This is a genomic window from Virgibacillus sp. AGTR, assembly GCF_016919725.2.
GTDB lineage: Bacteria > Bacillota > Bacilli > Bacillales > Amphibacillaceae > Virgibacillus > Virgibacillus salarius.
In genome coordinates, this window is the sequence record NZ_JAJERH010000040.1 from 23354 (window position 1) to 38171 (window position 14818).

Below are 14818 nucleotides of genomic sequence, written 5' to 3' on the forward strand. Positions count from 1 at the left end.
AGGCTCATTCAAGCGAGGTGAACAATGCAGTGCCGAAACTAAAGTATTCGACATATCTTCTATCAGGTCTTGTACTTATTATTGGTATCATAGCTATGATATTTATTTACCAAAAATGGCAAAGCGAAGATATGTCGATTAGTAATCCTGTCATAAATAAAGTAACTACAAGTAATCAAGATTTAGATTTAAAATCAATCATTCATGAAGCTGAAAAAAATGTAATTCAGATTGAGGGACAAAATGAAGATAGTACCATTACAGGCTCAGGATTCGTATATAATAAAAGTGGGGACATTATTACCAACGCCCATGTAATTAAAGATGCTGATGTAATCTATGTTCGTACTGCCAATGCGCAAATTTATCCAGCTGCGGTTGTTGGGATTGGTGAAGATACAGATATTGCTGTCATTCGTGTTCCACAGCTTGCAGGTCAATATATGGAAGTCGAAAAAGAATCGCCTTCTGAAATAGGTGATGAAGTTATTGCATTAGGTAGTCCACACGGTTTTCAAAATACTGTTACATTAGGTATTATTTCTGGAAAAGAACGTAATTTTACGGTGGATGGATTTAATTATAATAATGTATATCAAATATCTGCTCAAATTACAGATGGGAATAGTGGCGGTCCATTAATTGACAGAAAAACAGGTCATGTTGTTGGGATTAATTCAGTTGGAACTAAAGACGGCACGATAGGATTTAGTATCCCAATCACTGAAGTAATTGATGAAATGGACCAATGGTCACACGAAGCTCAAACGGATAAACTGGATTTTGCAAGCACATCAGATATTATTAGTTCTAAAGACCCCGATCAGATTCAAGAGGATGCAGAGTATTTAGTTAATTATTTCCTTGAGAGTATTGAAATTAGAGATTACGTTAATGCTTACGCACTATTAAGTAGTGAGATGCAATCTAAGTCCTCCTACGCGCAATTTCGAGAGGGTTATATTGATTTTATAAACGTGAAATTTTCAGAATTAAAAAGCACTATAGCAGACAATAATCAAGTTCAAATTGAAGCTTCCGTCACCATTGAAAAAAGATCTAAAGAGGAAGAAAAAGCTAGCAAAACATCTTATGCCTATACGTTTACTACAAAATATGAAAATGATCAAATTAAAATTACTAGTATTACAGCAACAGAAACAAAGGAATAAAGTTAAACTTCAATCAGCGGGAGTTTTGTTTATCCCCCAGAGGGCTTACTGCCAGTTATATTGGGGATAGATCGGCCTTATTACTATTAGAAATCCGTTATAACTAGGTAAAAGTCCAAACCATTTTCTCCGCGATCGCATATAGTGTAACTGTAAGATCGGAGGTGAAATAATGGGTTACGGATATGGCGGAGGCTGCGGCTATCCTAGTGGAGGATATGGTAGCAACTTTGCATTAATCGTAGTGCTTTTTATTCTATTGATTATCGTAGGTGCTGCATTTTATTGCTAAACCAAAACAACAGCTTGTGCCATCTTTCTTCTCTTGGCGCAAGCTGTTGTTCTTTTAATTATCGTTAAGAAGCATTTCTTTTAATTGATAGGCAGGTACTGGCCTGCTAAAAAAATACCCCTGCATTTCATCACACTTCTCTTGTTGAAGAAAGGTAAACTGTTCTTTCGTTTCAACACCTTCAGCAATAACTTTCATATTTAAAGAATGCGATAGTTGAATAATTGATTTCACAATCAGTCGATTCTCATCTTGTTTATTCATAAACATTTTATCAATCTTTAATTTAGTTATTGGAAATAAGCTTAAAGATTTTAATGAGGAATAACCTGTCCCAAAATCATCAATAGCAACTAAAATCCCCTCTGATCTAAGTTCTTGCAAAATATCCAATATCGATTGTTCATTTTTCATTGCCATGGATTCCGTTATTTCTAATTCTAGATATTTTGCATCTAAGTTTGTCTCATTTAGGATTTTTTTGATTTTTCCCACAAACCCTTTTTGGTGAAGTTGCACGGCAGATAGATTCACACTTACAACAATAGGTGTAAGTCCTTCATCCTGCCATTTTTTGTTTTGCCTACATGCTTCATGGAGAACCCACTCACCTATATCTATAATGATGCCCGTTTTTTCTGCAATCGAAATAAAATCACGTGGGGATATATAACCTTTTTCAGGGTGTCGCCATCGCAGTAATGCTTCCACTCCGATAATTCGTGAAGATGTAAAATCGACTTGCGGTTGATAATACAACTCAAATTGGCCGCCAATTATCGCTTTTCTCAGTTGATTTTCCATAGTAAGAAGTGACTTGAACTTTTCAGAGATAGAGGTTTCAAATAATTTATAGCAATTACGATATGTATCTTTTATTGAAAGCAATGCGGAGTTAGCGTGTTTAATTAAGTCATCAGCAGTAAGCCCATTTTGAGGGAAAAGACTAATGCCGATGCTTATTGAAGTATAGATTTCACAATCATTTATTTTTACTGGGTCTTGAAAGCAATGGATTAATCGTTCTGCAAATTTATTAATGGATGCCTTCGTATCTATTCCATAGTGTAAAACGAGAAACATATCGCCACTTAGGCGAGCTATAAATGTGTTTGCTTCAATAAACCCCTTTAATCTTTCTCCACTTGCTTTAATTAATTTATCACCTACAGAATAACCCAGTGTATCATTAAGCTCTTTAATGTAGTCCAAATCAAAGGAGTAGATTGCCAAAACTTCGTTTCGGCTGGTAGCTCGCTCAATTGCTTCATTCAGTACTTTTGAAAATAATGTCTATTAGGTAAGTCCGTTAGCTCATCATAAAATGCTAAATATCCGATTCTATTTTAAGTAACGTATAAGCAGCGTCATTTCCGGCTAAGATTATTCCACTCTTGTTCGTAATTAGGATAGCTTCTTGTAAATTAACTAAAATACGATGAGGGATTGGCAAAAAACGCTTCTGCTTAGACATATATCATTCTCTCCCAACTGACAACTTATCCAATAATTAATTTTTCTTTCGGGTAATGATAATTACCACTGTTTTTATTATTTTTAAACATAAATAAAAATGTAATGATACCTACTCTGCCGATAAACATTAAAATCATTAGAACAACCTTACTAAATGAAGTTAATTCACTTGTAATACCTAGTGAAAGACCTACTGTACCAAAAGCAGATGTTGCTTCAAACATAATTTGTGTTATTGAAAATGGTTCAGCAATTGAAATAACCAGTACAGATGTAAATACTAAAATTAGTGCCATTAAAGTTACGGTAACAGCTTTTAGTAAATCTTCATCATACACTTCTCTGTTAAATAGACGAATACTCTTCCCGCCTCTAGCGTATGTAATGATAAAAATTACAACTAAAATAAATGTAGTTGTACGTATGCCTCCTCCAGCACTGCTTGGTGAGGCACCAATAAACATTAATAAAGACATAAATAAATGGTTCTGCTCCGTAAGTTGGCTGACATCCATTGTTGCTAGTCCACCACTTCTTGTCGTTACTGACTGAAAAAGCGAATAAAAGAATGCTTCATGCCATGATTTATCGACGAAAAAATTAGTAATATCCAATAGATACATGAAAAAAGCACCAATAATAATAAGGATAAGAAATGTGGTGGTAGTAACTTTTGTAAATAAGCTAAAACGAATATGTTTTCGTATATCTGGCTTAGCAAATATGTATTCTTTTACCTCGATTAATACAGGAAAACCAATCGCCCCAAAAATAATTAATAGCATATTAATAAATTGTACAAAATAATCGTCTTTAAATGGAATTAGTGACGAACCCGTTATATCAAATCCACCATTTGATACGGCGCTTATCGTACCAAAGAACCCATGAAGATACGCTTCTTTAGCTGTATCAAAATATTGTAAAAAATACGTTCCTAATACAATAAATCCAATAAATTCAATCGTTAACAGTACATAAACAATTTGCTTAATCAAACGAACCATTCCTTCAAATGTCGTTTGATTTTGGTCTGTCATAATTAATCGACGTTCTTTCAAACCAATTTTTTTTCCTAGTAAAAGCCAAATGAATGTCCCAATCGCCATAACTCCTACAGCACCTAGCTGTAGAATTGCTGCGAGTAAAATAATTCCCGTAGTGCTTAACGTATCTGCAACTGTAATGGAACTCAAACCAGTGACACTAAGTGCACTGACGGCTGTAAATAGAATATCAATAAACGGAATATCTACTCCATCTTTATAAACGATTGGTAAGGACATAATGACCGTTGATAGTAACACGGCAAAAAAATAAAATAATAATAAGATTTGAACTGGTGACAGCCTATTTGCCCAGCGAATCGCTGTCGTCTTTTGGTATTGCATATGTAATTACTCCTTGTTTGCTCTGGTGTTTACATCCATATGTACTAAAAATCCTATTCATATTATAGCAGGCGCTGTAGATAAATGCGCCTATTTCATTCAAAAAAGTTCGCGACCCGAATTTTCGCAAATTTTAAAACTTCACCAATGCTTGATTAACTTTTATCACGTAATTTCTTTAAATTTCTTTAATAGTTCTTTACCTTGATATCCTTCTTCAATTAACGTAGTTAGCATTGATTCAATATTTGCCTTTCTTCTATCTACAATATTACCTAAAAATAACACATTCATGTTTGAGCCGATCTCATTCATACCTATGATAGAAGTGATAAATGTCGCTGTATCATTACTTTCTTTTGTAATTTTAACCTGAATTAATATCTCATCTTTATTTTTACTTAATTGTTCAAAATATGGCATGTATGAGCTTTCAACGTAAGCCTCTACTGTCCATTGGTTTTTATCATCTTCCCGATTAATAATTAAACCATCTATCAATGGAATCCGATGTGGAATGATTTCTCCATCCTTTTCTTCCATCACATTTAATAATTTTAGTTTAAAAGTTTTCAACGATACCACTCCTCGTATAGTATATTAAGGAATTAATTTTCAGCCTATCCATTCTGATTCATTTAAATAATATACAAGCTGTTGCAACTCGTTTGTGGAATTTTTCATAAATGCGTTTATTTCATTGCATCAGATCTCAATCACTTGGACGTTCCGTGATGTTCCTAGATAATGTTCTAGGATCATTTGAGACAATTCTTTTCACTCCACCGGGCATAACCGAAATTGTAAAACTGTTTCCCGAGTGCTCGCAATAATATTGTCAGCCAAATTACGCAGGAAAAACAGCGGTTCCCCACCGTAATTCGTGCAAATCGCTCTACTATCAATCAATACAAATTCATCAAATGATAATAATTCAGTCGTTGATAGAAATTTTTAGTTTTCACCAAAAATTCCTTTTGGTATACAATATGTGCAGCGTAAATTGCATTGATCCGTTACTGAAATCCTTACATCTTTAAGTGGTCTTCCAAATCGATCCTCCATAATTAATCACGACATTGCCTCCCCCCTTTATATTAACGAAAATTCGCTTGACCCTCCATGTCTTCCAATAATAGAACTTCTAGTTCATCGCCTTTTTCGTATTTTTCTTTTCCGCCCGGTATTTCTATCAGACATGTAGTATACGCTAGTGAAGATACCACATTTGAATGATCTATCCCAGCAAGTTGTACATATAGTTCTCTACCCTGATAGCTTAGTTGTCCTCTCACATATCGAGTATATGGATTCATTTTTGGAAAATCATCATCTAGTTTTGCTTTGACACGTTTCATACAAACATTTTTTTGATGCATTATCCCTCTAATCATTGGTCGCACAAATAATTCAAAACCTACGTAACATGCAGATGGATTACCAGATAGTCCAAATAAAAGTTTCTTTCCCTTCACCGCTACCGTTGTTACACTTCCTGGCCTCATCGCTACTTTATTAAATAAGGTAGTTGCACCTAGCATGTTATAAAGCTCTGGCATAAGATCAAAATCACCAACGGATACACCACCTGTCGTGATTAAAATGTCTACTTCTTGAAGTACACGCTTGATTCGCGAATAACTGGAAGTAACATCATCATCAAGCTTTCCATAATAGCTAGGATCTCCCCCAGCTCGTTTGATTTGTGATAATATCATATATGCATTCGAATTATATATTTTTCCACTTTCCAGGTCTTCATCTGGCTCAAGAAGTTCCGTCCCTGTCGCAATAACACCAATAAGTGGTTTTTTTATCACTTCCACTTGATGATACCCAAACGTTGCCAATAAAGCTTTTATACCTGGATTGATGATTGCTCCTCGATCTACTAGCAAAGTTCCTTTAGCTAATTCAGAGCCTTCTTTAATAATATTTTGATTTTCTTCCATTTTTTTGGCTAATTCCATATAATGAATACCGTCTTTTTGATAGGTGTAGCAATCTTCAAGCATAACAACACAATTAGCTCCCTGCGGGATTTTTGCACCAGTCATAATCCTTGTTGCCTGTCCTTCACCTAATTCATTTCTGGGTAATTGTCCAGCTCCAATATAGTCGATAACTTCAAAAACAACCGGATCTTCATCTGTAGAATATTTCGTATCCTCTGCTCTAATAGCAAAACCGTCATAAGGAGATTTATGAAAGAAGGGTATATTATGTGTTGCAATAAATGGTGCTGCAAGCCGACGAAGGTCACAATTTTCAAGTGAGACAAGTTCCGTCTCAGCTTCCCATTTATGTCTCATTACTTTGTTAATTGCTTCATCCACCATAATAGGATTTCTAGGCTTCACCATACATTTCTCCCCTTATCCCTTTATATAAAGCTAGTGTACCAAAAATAGTAATTTTTTGATATAGCCTACGATCTGTGAAGCACGCACAATTCCAAAACAATATATCCAGCATGTAAAGCAAAGAAATAAAAATCGTCTTGATTGAACTTATATATACTTTTTGATTGTTTACCCCACATATAACTGGCAGTAAGATCCCCATTTCAAGAAACAAAGTGAAACCAATTTGGGGAAGTGTGGATCGACTGCCAGTAAATGTCCGATTGGTTCAAGGGCCTTTAGCTCATACCCTTGTGGTACTAACAATCTGAGGTGAACCCCCCCCGGATTGAAGTTTCACTTTATTGTATAATGGTAAAAAACAGGTGAGGTGTGTTCTTATGAAGAAGGGTATATTGTTCCTATTAATGCTTTTACTTACCTCATGTAGCGATGACAAACCTGTTATTGAAAGAGCAGATGCTGGAATAAACCAAGAAAATAACGGAGCCGCATTCTTGGAAGAAATAGTAATAAAGATGTAGAAGAATTTATAGAGCTTTACTTAAAGAATGAGAAAATAACCATTAATCTTCAATTGGTCCCGATATTAAGATCATATTTACATACATCTAGCGACCCAAAATCAGCTATGGAGAAAATGGATTCCGCTCACTGATTTAGCAAAACCAATCTACCTGCTCGAATTTTCTTGTACCAACGATTTGTGCTCTTATTTAATTTTTAATCCAGCTATGAACCATAAAGCATACCTTATATCCGATTTAGCAAAGGCTGTGACTATTCATTCACAGACCTGTTTGTATTTCAACGGGATACACCTCCTCTTCCAGTATCAAATATCGTAGTTATTGACGTTGAAAGCTGGGAAATAGTATCATTAGCAAATACTAGTGGTGAAGATATTCTTCCTTTTATATGACCATTAAAAAATGCTAAATGAGAAGATAATCAAACCTTATCTGTTTTAAAACCTGATTTTCAAGAACCAGAGCTAAAAAAACAAACTACCTTAGATGATCTATCAATGAGTACCATCACTTTAGAAATTAATTCACAGTAATAAAGGAGAATGATAATGACAATATCAGCAATCGACACAATCATGAGTCATCGGTCTATTCGTAAGTTTAAAAACCAAAAACTTTCAGAAGAACAAATTCAAACAATTGTGACAGCCGCACAGCAAGCATCCACCTCTAGTCATGTTATGGCTTATACGATAATTGGCATCACTGATGAAAGCATAAAAGAACAACTAGCAGAAATCTCTGGACAACCCTACGTAAAAGATAATGGACACCTATTTGTCTTTTGTGGTGATCTACATCGCGTGGAGCAAATTGGTAGCAATGAAGAAAGGCTGGCTATGCAGAAAAGCTTGGAAAGCTCTGAACAATTTATTGTCATGACAATTGATGCAGCGCTTGCTGCACAAAATGCGGCAATTACTGCCGAAGGCCTGGGCTTAGGAATCTGCTTTCTTGGAAGCTTACGCAATGACGTTCAAAAAGTAAACGATTTATTGAGGCTACCTCCAAGAGTAATACCATTGTTCGGATTAGCCGTTGGATATCCAGACCAAGAGCCTGAATTAAAGCCAAGATTACCATACGAAGCCGTTTACCATCATAATACTTACTTACAGATAGAAAAACAGCTTCCTTTTATTCAACAGTTCGATCAAGAGCTTCACGATTATTATCAGATACGGACGCAGAATAAGCGCAAAGATACATGGACAGAACAAATGGTGAGAAAATTTTCAAACCCGATTCGAATGGATGTTGCTCCATTCTTGAAAATGAAAAATGTAAACAAACAATGAGCTTCATTTATCCCGCATATAACTAGCAGCAGGTCCCTAAAGTGAAACCCAATATGATAAGTGAGGGATCGACTGCCAGTACATGTCCGATTGGTTCCTATCAGTGGAGGGAACAAGCTCCACTGATTGTAGTTTCACTTTATGTATATAACTAGGGTGTGGAACGAAACTAAAATAGTTCGAATAAATATTAATATGAAGCGCAGTCAAAAATACGTAGATTTTTAAAGAAGAGCGCTTTTTCTGCGATGTATCGCTGTCGAAGTCTTCCTTATCCCACGGGGAAAGGCGCCAACTGTAGGTGAGCCCCAGGAAGGTTGTATACTGATGGAGCAATGATAGAACCTATTTAAGTAAATAAAATTATTTTGTTCCAGTCTCTAGTTAAAATGAAGTTCTTCAACATGATCAATCACTTTCCACTCTCCATTGACTTTAAAACGTGCTTCAAAATATATATTTGTCATTTTTTCACTTCTTGGTATCGGAAATATATCTGGATCTTGAGGTATGTATACATTTCCGCTTTTAAGCGTTCTATTTACAGGACTACCAGTAAAATCATGATTTTTATGATCCATAGATACAGATATTAAGGGGGACTGATGATGTACAACTACCTCCTCATTTCCAATATACTGTAATGATCGAAAAACTTCTATTCCTTCTTGTGTGTTTTCAATTCGTATATGTAAAATAAAATCATCCATCTCTTTACTCACTGTTATATTCTCACCTAATTTTGCATTTGCATTCCTAAAGTCGCTATAAATAAGTAAGAGTAAAAAAATACCAATCATCAATAAAATAACAATGATTTTCTTCACATGAAATCCTCCCACAAAACCTCTTACATATAAGACGATTTACCCCTTAATAATGTTTCAATTTTTAATAATTTTTCATAACTGGTTATAATAGGAAAAATATCCATCGTATATTTACCTCTAGAAATCCTCATTCTAACTAATGATGATATCACAAAGGAGGATCTGTATGACTGTATCAAGCCAAGTTAAACAAACCATAGCAGGTCTTAAAAGTGCCCAAGCCAGTTTTGAACAATTTGCACTACAAACTGAAAACAAGCAAGCAAAACAGCTATATGAAAATGCTGCACAACAAACAATGGCTATCTTACAAAGTGTAGAGCCTAGAGTGAAGCAAATAGAACAGGAAGAGCCTCAATATAAAGGGTTTTAAGAAGAAATTAACTATTTCGAGGCTGGAATTACCAGCCTCCCTTTTTAGCTCGATAAATGAAATGGGTGATTAAATGCAATGGAGATGGGCTAGAAATTTAATGATAAGTTTCTTACTAATTACATTAATTGGTTGTGGTAATGACTCTGCTTTAGAGCCACCGACCAATCAACCGAATGGAGACATAGATTTAACAAAAATATCGACAAATTCATCTGTAAGTCAACATCATGCAAACAGAGCGAAAGAAATACTTAGTCACTACCAGGAAATAACTACAGTAAAGGCAGTTAATACAGATAAACATATGCTAATTGCGATAGAAATACAGCATGGTAAACGATTTCAACTGGGAAAGATAAGAGAACAACTAACCAAACAGATGAAAAAGGAATTTAAAGACTTAAAAGTCGAGCTTTCGACAGATAAGAAAATTGTTATGGAATTAGAAATATTAGAGAAATCTATTCAATCCAAATCCTATAGTAAGAAAAAGCTGGAAAAGAAATTGAAAAAGCTTATTGAATTCTCCAAAGAGCAGACATGAGGAAATGAGGGATAATGAATGGCAGATAAAACGAAAAAAAATACACCGCCTGATGCTCAGGAATATCAAGCTTTCCAACAAGAGAGGGAAGTGAAAAGACCCATATTAAAAAATTGTGTAAAAGCCTTTTTAGTAGGTGGAATCATTTGCTTTATAGGTCAAATCATTTCCACTTTTTATATCTATTACTTTCATTTCACGGAACAAACTGCAGGAAATCCCACTGTAGCAACTCTGATCTTTATTACGATGTTGTTTACTGGATTTGGATTTTATGATCGAATTGGTCAATTTGCTGGGGCTGGTTCTGCCGTACCCGTTACAGGGTTTGGTAACGCTGTTATTTCAGCAGCAATTGAGCACCGAACTGAAGGATTTATCCTAGGAGTAGGTACGAACATGCTGAAATTAGCTGGACCGGTTATTGTCTATGGTGTCTTTTCTGCATTTGTAATTGCCCTCATCAAAACCATTCTCATTCAGTGGGGTGGATTATAATGCTGACTGGACACCAAACATGGGTGTTTGCTAATACTCCTGTCATTATTGCTACTGGAACGGTCGGCGGACCGTTCGAAGCAAATGGTAATATAGCGAATGACTTTGATTTACTACATGAAGATATGTGGCTAAAGCAAGATTCCTTTGAGAAAGCACAACAAGCATTAATGGAAGAAGCTTGTCAAATGGCTATCAAAAAGAGCAAAATCGAAAAAGAACAAGTTGAATTTTTTATTAGTGGTGATTTGATAAACCAAATTACACCTAGTAGCTTTGCTGCAAAAACGATCGGCATTCCTTACTTGGGAATTTTTAACGCCTGTGCTACCTCTATGGAGAGCCTTGCATTATCAGCTATGATCATAAATGCCAAAGGAGCAAACTATATCTTAAGCGGAACTTCAAGTCATAATGCAGCTGCAGAAAAACAATACCGATACCCTACCGAATATGGAGGACAAAAACCGCCAACTGCTCAATGGACAGTTACAGGAGCGGGATGTGCATTACTCGCGCAACATGGTCAAGGTCCAGTTGTTACTTCCGCAACTATAGGAAAAATTGTTGATATGGAAATGACAGACCCGTTTAATATGGGTGGAGCCATGGCACCAGCAGCAGTAAATACAATTGAAACACATCTTAAAGAACGGAACATCGACCCCTCCTACTATGATTATATTATTACTGGTGACTTAGGACATATCGGTAGAGAAGTCTCCTTGGACTTATTGCAGAAAAGAGGCGTAACCATCCATGAAGACCAATATGTTGACTGTGGATTAACCATTTATCGGGAAGGTCAACCCGTTCTAGCTGGAGCTAGTGGCCCTGCTTGCTCAGCCATTGTAACGTATGGTCATTTTCTTAATTTAATGAAGAAGGGTGAAATTAAACGCATATTAGTTGTAGCAACTGGTGCGCTTCATTCACCACTAAGTATCCAACAAAATGATCCAATACCTTGTATTGCGCATGCAGTATCAATAGAAGCAGGAAGTGATGTTTCATGATCTTTTTTTGGGCATTTGTAATCGGAGGTCTAATTTGTGTAGTTGGTCAACTCTTACTCGATGTTCTAAAACTAAATCCAGGGCAAACATTGACTATATTGGTTGTATCCGGGGCAATTTTAGACGGTTTTGGACTCTATGAACCATTAATCGACTTTGCTGGTGCAGGGGCTACTGTACCAATTACAAGCTTTGGGAATTCACTGGTACATGGAGCAATGGCAGAAGCAGAAATCCACGGTCTAGTTGGAGTTGTAACTGGGATGTTTGAAGTAACAAGCGCTGGTATTTCAGCTGCAATTATTTTTGGTGTTATCGGTGCCATAATTTTCAAACCAAAAGGTTAGGAGGGTATTGAATGACAGTAGGTTCTCAGGTGAAAGGCTGTTTTTCTTCTATAAAAAGTATAGAGGCTACATTGCATCTATTATCAGAAAAAACAACGGAACAAGAGGCACAGCAAAGATACCTTCAAGTAGAGCAGTTAATAACTGAAATAAAAAGAGATTTGCAACAGCACGTTATTCAACTTACGAAAGAAGAGCCACAATACAAGTAATCTGTAATAAGAAAGGATAGATAACCGATGCCAGAATGGGTTATTGTGATCATACGGTCATTTTCTCTACTGATCATTTTGTTTTTTATGACGAAATGGCTTGGGAAGAAACAAATCTCACAATTAAATGTGTTTGAATATATTTCCGGTATCGTACTTGGAGGAATAGTTGCCATCCACACGATTGATCCAAACGCAAACTTAATTTATGCTATACTGTCCATGTTTATTTGGTTTATCGTACCATTAACTGTAGAGTATATTTCTTTAAAAAGTAAACGATTTCGGAACTTCACAGAGGGAAGCAGCACTGTTTTGATTCAGGATGGAAAAATTATGGAAGATAATCTTAAAAAGGAAGGATATTCGACAGATGATCTTTTAGAGAAATTAAGGGATAATAATGTTTTTCTTGCATCTGATGTTGAATTTGCTGTACTTGAACCGTCCGGTTCTTTAAGTGTTCTTCCTAAAAAAGAAAACCAACCTCTAACAGCAAAAGATTTAGGATTAAAGCTGGCGCCTGAAAAAGAACCTCAAACGGTTATTATGGATGGTGAAATGTTGTTAGAACCTCTTGCCAACTTATCCTTAAGTGTCAACTGGTTGGAGACTGAACTTGATAAACAAAATGTTAGTATAGAAAATGTATTTCTGGCGCAAGCGGATAATGACGGACAGCTATACCTTGATTTATATGACGATTTGCTTGCTGTGACGGAGCCGTCAGAAAAACCTTTACTTATGGCAACCATGAAAAAATGTCAAGCTGACCTCGAGCTTTTTGCATTAGCAACTGAGAATCAACATGCGAAACAACTTTACGAAAAAAACAGCAAAAAACTTCAGCAAGCTATCGATTTACTTAATCCATATCTCATCTAATTATACACCCCCTTTACGTACTTATGTGTAAGGCGGGGTGTATCTTTATTGTCCAGCCACCGATTTCCTTTTGTTGCGGTTGCTTTTCGTGTAAAATAAAAAGTGAAACTTCAATCCGTGGGGTTTTTCTTTATCCCACACTGATAGTTAGTACCACAAGGGTATGACCTAAAGGCCTTTGAACTAATCGGACATTTACTGGCAGTCGACGATCCCTCACTTATCATATTGGGTTTCACTTTAGGGACCTACTGCCAGTTATACACGGGATAAAGTAGTTATCTTTATTATATACGAAAGGGACTGAGTAACATGAGGAACAAATTGAAGGCCTATCGTTTTCCCATTATTTTACTATCATCGATCATTATAGGTTCTATTATTGGTCTTGCATTTGGTAAAGAGGCAACGGTAATTAAACCATTGGGTGACTTATTCATTAATTTATTATTTATGATTGTTGTTCCACTCGTTTTCTTTACCATATCATCTGCGATTGCCAGCATGGATAGTATGAAACGGCTCGGGAAAATCATGGGTTCTATGCTTACAATATTTATTGTTACTGGTATCATCGCATCAATATTTATGCTTACAGCCTCAGTAATTTTCCAGCCTGGTTCAGGTGTTGATATTCCACTTATGGAGCCAGATAATGTAGAAGAAATGAGTTTTTCTGAACAGATCGTCAATACATTTACCGTACCTGATTTTGTAGATTTATTTTCTCGTGAAAACATGCTTGCACTCATTATATTTTCTGTTTTAATCGGCGTAGCAACCGGTATTACAGGAGAAAAAGGTCGCCCATTCTCGAAATTCTTAACAAGTGGCTCTGAAGTATTTATGAAAATTATACAATTAGTCATGTATTATGCTCCTATTGGTTTAGGCGCTTATTTCGCTGCTTTAGTTGGTGAATTTGGAGCAGACCTGATTGGTGACTATGCAAAAGCTGTCATTATATATTATCCGGTTTCCTTCCTTTATTTTGTAATTGGCTTTACACTATACGCCTTTATAGCTGGTGGCAAAAAAGGAACCGTTCGATTTTGGAAGAACATTTTATCCCCTGCAGCTACCTCTTTAGGTACTGGTAGTAGTATTGCATCGCTTCCTGTGAATTTACAGGCAGCTAAACGAATTGGCGTACCAAAAGATATTAGGGAGACTATACTTCCCCTAGGAGCAACTATACATATGGATGGTTCATGCCTTTCTGCGATGTTAAAAATTTCCTTTGTCTTTGGTGTTTTTAATAAGGATTTTACAGGTATAGATACATTCTTAACAGCAATCGGTATCTGTTTGTTATCAGGAATTGTTATGAGTGGTATTCCTGGTGGTGGTTTTATGGGTGAGATGATGATTATTACCTTATACGGACTACCTATGGAGGCTTTACCAATTATATCGGCCATCGGTGTCGTTGTCGATCCACCAGCCACAATGGTTAATGTTACAGGTGACACAGTTTCAAGTATGCTTGTTACAAGACAATTAGAAGGAAAAGATTGGATGGAAAAAGCAAAAGCATCAACTGCTTAATAAGAAAAACGGAGCAATATTCGCTCAGTCCTTATCACTA

At 36.0% G+C, this 14818-nt stretch carries 17 protein-coding genes and 2 pseudogenes; 12 read left to right on the forward strand and 7 right to left on the reverse strand.

From position 1 onward, the window contains the following. Positions 1–29: 29 nt before the first annotated feature. Together JUJ52_RS14495 and JUJ52_RS14500 are read left to right on the forward strand one after the other, a co-directional pair. The gene (locus JUJ52_RS14495) at positions 30–1172 is read left to right on the forward strand and encodes a S1C family serine protease (RefSeq protein ID WP_026680728.1); all 1143 of its coding nucleotides are present in this window, start codon (positions 30–32) and stop codon (positions 1170–1172) included. Positions 1173–1380: 208 nt separating this feature from the next. After that, positions 1381–1464: pseudogene (locus tag JUJ52_RS14500) on the forward strand (YjcZ family sporulation protein); the annotation flags it as partial. Positions 1465–1518: 54 nt separating this feature from the next. Here the strand turns inward: JUJ52_RS14500 and JUJ52_RS23525 are convergent. The 6 genes and pseudogenes from JUJ52_RS23525 to JUJ52_RS14530 form a co-directional block, all read right to left on the reverse strand. Then, positions 1519–2268, reverse strand: a complete 750-nt coding sequence (locus tag JUJ52_RS23525; protein WP_304956768.1) for a putative bifunctional diguanylate cyclase/phosphodiesterase — start codon at positions 2266–2268, stop codon at positions 1519–1521. A 54-nt stretch (positions 2269–2322) separates the two neighbouring features. Continuing rightward, a pseudogene (locus tag JUJ52_RS23530) lies at positions 2323–2742 on the reverse strand (diguanylate cyclase domain-containing protein); the annotation flags it as partial. Positions 2743–2791: 49 nt separating this feature from the next. After that, positions 2792–2938 carry a hypothetical protein gene (locus tag JUJ52_RS14510; protein WP_161629268.1) on the reverse strand — a complete coding sequence of 49 codons (147 nt, stop codon included), beginning with the start codon at positions 2936–2938 and terminating at the stop codon, positions 2792–2794. Between the two features lie 25 nt (positions 2939–2963). Then, positions 2964–4331 carry a TrkH family potassium uptake protein gene (locus JUJ52_RS14515; protein ID WP_051388302.1) on the reverse strand — a complete coding sequence of 456 codons (1368 nt, stop codon included), beginning with the start codon at positions 4329–4331 and terminating at the stop codon, positions 2964–2966. 165 nt (positions 4332–4496) lie between these two features. Then, positions 4497–4907 (reverse strand): YwpF family protein, encoded by a 411-nt coding sequence (locus JUJ52_RS14520; RefSeq protein WP_026680726.1) that lies wholly within the window; start codon positions 4905–4907, stop codon positions 4497–4499. A gap of 521 nt (positions 4908–5428) precedes the next feature. After that, entirely contained in the window at positions 5429–6694 is a 1266-nt protein-coding gene (locus JUJ52_RS14530; protein ID WP_026680725.1) for a molybdopterin molybdotransferase MoeA, read from the reverse strand. 380 nt (positions 6695–7074) lie between these two features. Between JUJ52_RS14530 and JUJ52_RS14535 the strand changes: the two genes are divergently transcribed. Together JUJ52_RS14535 and nfsA are read left to right on the forward strand one after the other, a co-directional pair. Continuing rightward, a complete protein-coding gene (locus tag JUJ52_RS14535) occupies positions 7075–7218 on the forward strand; it encodes a hypothetical protein (protein ID WP_161629267.1) in 144 nt (47 codons plus the stop codon). 554 nt (positions 7219–7772) lie between these two features. After that, entirely contained in the window at positions 7773–8522 is a 750-nt protein-coding gene (gene nfsA, locus JUJ52_RS14540) for an oxygen-insensitive NADPH nitroreductase (RefSeq protein WP_026680723.1), read from the forward strand. A 380-nt stretch (positions 8523–8902) separates the two neighbouring features. On the opposite strand, the gene JUJ52_RS14545 is transcribed toward nfsA, so the two are convergent. Then, positions 8903–9349, reverse strand: a complete 447-nt coding sequence (locus JUJ52_RS14545) for a hypothetical protein (protein WP_205388496.1) — start codon at positions 9347–9349, stop codon at positions 8903–8905. A 169-nt stretch (positions 9350–9518) separates the two neighbouring features. Here JUJ52_RS14545 and JUJ52_RS14550 point away from each other — a divergent pair, with 169 nt between their 5' ends. From JUJ52_RS14550 to JUJ52_RS14585, 8 genes are all read left to right on the forward strand, one after another. After that, entirely contained in the window at positions 9519–9725 is a 207-nt protein-coding gene (locus JUJ52_RS14550) for a DUF1657 domain-containing protein (protein ID WP_026680721.1), read from the forward strand. A gap of 73 nt (positions 9726–9798) precedes the next feature. Continuing rightward, positions 9799–10272, forward strand: a complete 474-nt coding sequence (locus tag JUJ52_RS14555) for a hypothetical protein (RefSeq protein ID WP_205388495.1) — start codon at positions 9799–9801, stop codon at positions 10270–10272. Between the two features lie 18 nt (positions 10273–10290). Beyond that, positions 10291–10770: a stage V sporulation protein AC gene (gene spoVAC, locus JUJ52_RS14560; protein ID WP_026680720.1), complete on the forward strand. Its 480-nt coding sequence runs from the start codon at positions 10291–10293 to the stop codon at positions 10768–10770. Continuing rightward, complete coding sequence (gene spoVAD / locus JUJ52_RS14565) at positions 10770–11786, forward strand: stage V sporulation protein AD (protein WP_121605023.1); 1017 nt, start codon at positions 10770–10772, stop codon at positions 11784–11786. Before spoVAC ends, spoVAD begins: the two co-directional genes overlap by 1 nt. Next, the gene (gene spoVAE, locus JUJ52_RS14570; protein ID WP_026680718.1) at positions 11783–12133 is read left to right on the forward strand and encodes a stage V sporulation protein AE; all 351 of its coding nucleotides are present in this window, start codon (positions 11783–11785) and stop codon (positions 12131–12133) included. The genes spoVAD and spoVAE overlap by 4 nt, the downstream gene beginning before the upstream one ends. An 11-nt stretch (positions 12134–12144) precedes the next feature. After that, a complete protein-coding gene (locus tag JUJ52_RS14575) occupies positions 12145–12345 on the forward strand; it encodes a DUF1657 domain-containing protein (protein WP_026680717.1) in 201 nt (66 codons plus the stop codon). Positions 12346–12372: 27 nt separating this feature from the next. Continuing rightward, positions 12373–13230, forward strand: a complete 858-nt coding sequence (locus tag JUJ52_RS14580; protein WP_166530398.1) for a DUF421 domain-containing protein — start codon at positions 12373–12375, stop codon at positions 13228–13230. Between the two features lie 312 nt (positions 13231–13542). Beyond that, positions 13543–14778, forward strand: a complete 1236-nt coding sequence (locus tag JUJ52_RS14585; RefSeq protein ID WP_026680715.1) for a dicarboxylate/amino acid:cation symporter — start codon at positions 13543–13545, stop codon at positions 14776–14778. Positions 14779–14818 lie beyond the last annotated feature (40 nt).

Coding starts and splice junctions, on each gene's coding strand:
- JUJ52_RS14510 (WP_161629268.1), bottom strand. CDS start 2,938: ATGTCTAAGCAGAAGCGTTTTTTGCCAATCCCTCATCGTATTTTAGTT.
- spoVAD (WP_121605023.1), top strand. CDS start 10,770: ATGCTGACTGGACACCAAACATGGGTGTTTGCTAATACTCCTGTCATT.
- JUJ52_RS14575 (WP_026680717.1), top strand. CDS start 12,145: ATGACAGTAGGTTCTCAGGTGAAAGGCTGTTTTTCTTCTATAAAAAGT.
- JUJ52_RS14550 (WP_026680721.1), top strand. CDS start 9,519: ATGACTGTATCAAGCCAAGTTAAACAAACCATAGCAGGTCTTAAAAGT.
- JUJ52_RS14515 (WP_051388302.1), bottom strand. CDS start 4,331: ATGCAATACCAAAAGACGACAGCGATTCGCTGGGCAAATAGGCTGTCA.
- JUJ52_RS23525 (WP_304956768.1), bottom strand. CDS start 2,268: ATGGAAAATCAACTGAGAAAAGCGATAATTGGCGGCCAATTTGAGTTG.
- JUJ52_RS14580 (WP_166530398.1), top strand. CDS start 12,373: ATGCCAGAATGGGTTATTGTGATCATACGGTCATTTTCTCTACTGATC.
- nfsA (WP_026680723.1), top strand. CDS start 7,773: ATGACAATATCAGCAATCGACACAATCATGAGTCATCGGTCTATTCGT.
- JUJ52_RS14535 (WP_161629267.1), top strand. CDS start 7,075: ATGAAGAAGGGTATATTGTTCCTATTAATGCTTTTACTTACCTCATGT.
- spoVAE (WP_026680718.1), top strand. CDS start 11,783: ATGATCTTTTTTTGGGCATTTGTAATCGGAGGTCTAATTTGTGTAGTT.
- JUJ52_RS14555 (WP_205388495.1), top strand. CDS start 9,799: ATGCAATGGAGATGGGCTAGAAATTTAATGATAAGTTTCTTACTAATT.
- JUJ52_RS14530 (WP_026680725.1), bottom strand. CDS start 6,694: ATGGTGAAGCCTAGAAATCCTATTATGGTGGATGAAGCAATTAACAAA.
- JUJ52_RS14585 (WP_026680715.1), top strand. CDS start 13,543: ATGAGGAACAAATTGAAGGCCTATCGTTTTCCCATTATTTTACTATCA.
- spoVAC (WP_026680720.1), top strand. CDS start 10,291: ATGGCAGATAAAACGAAAAAAAATACACCGCCTGATGCTCAGGAATAT.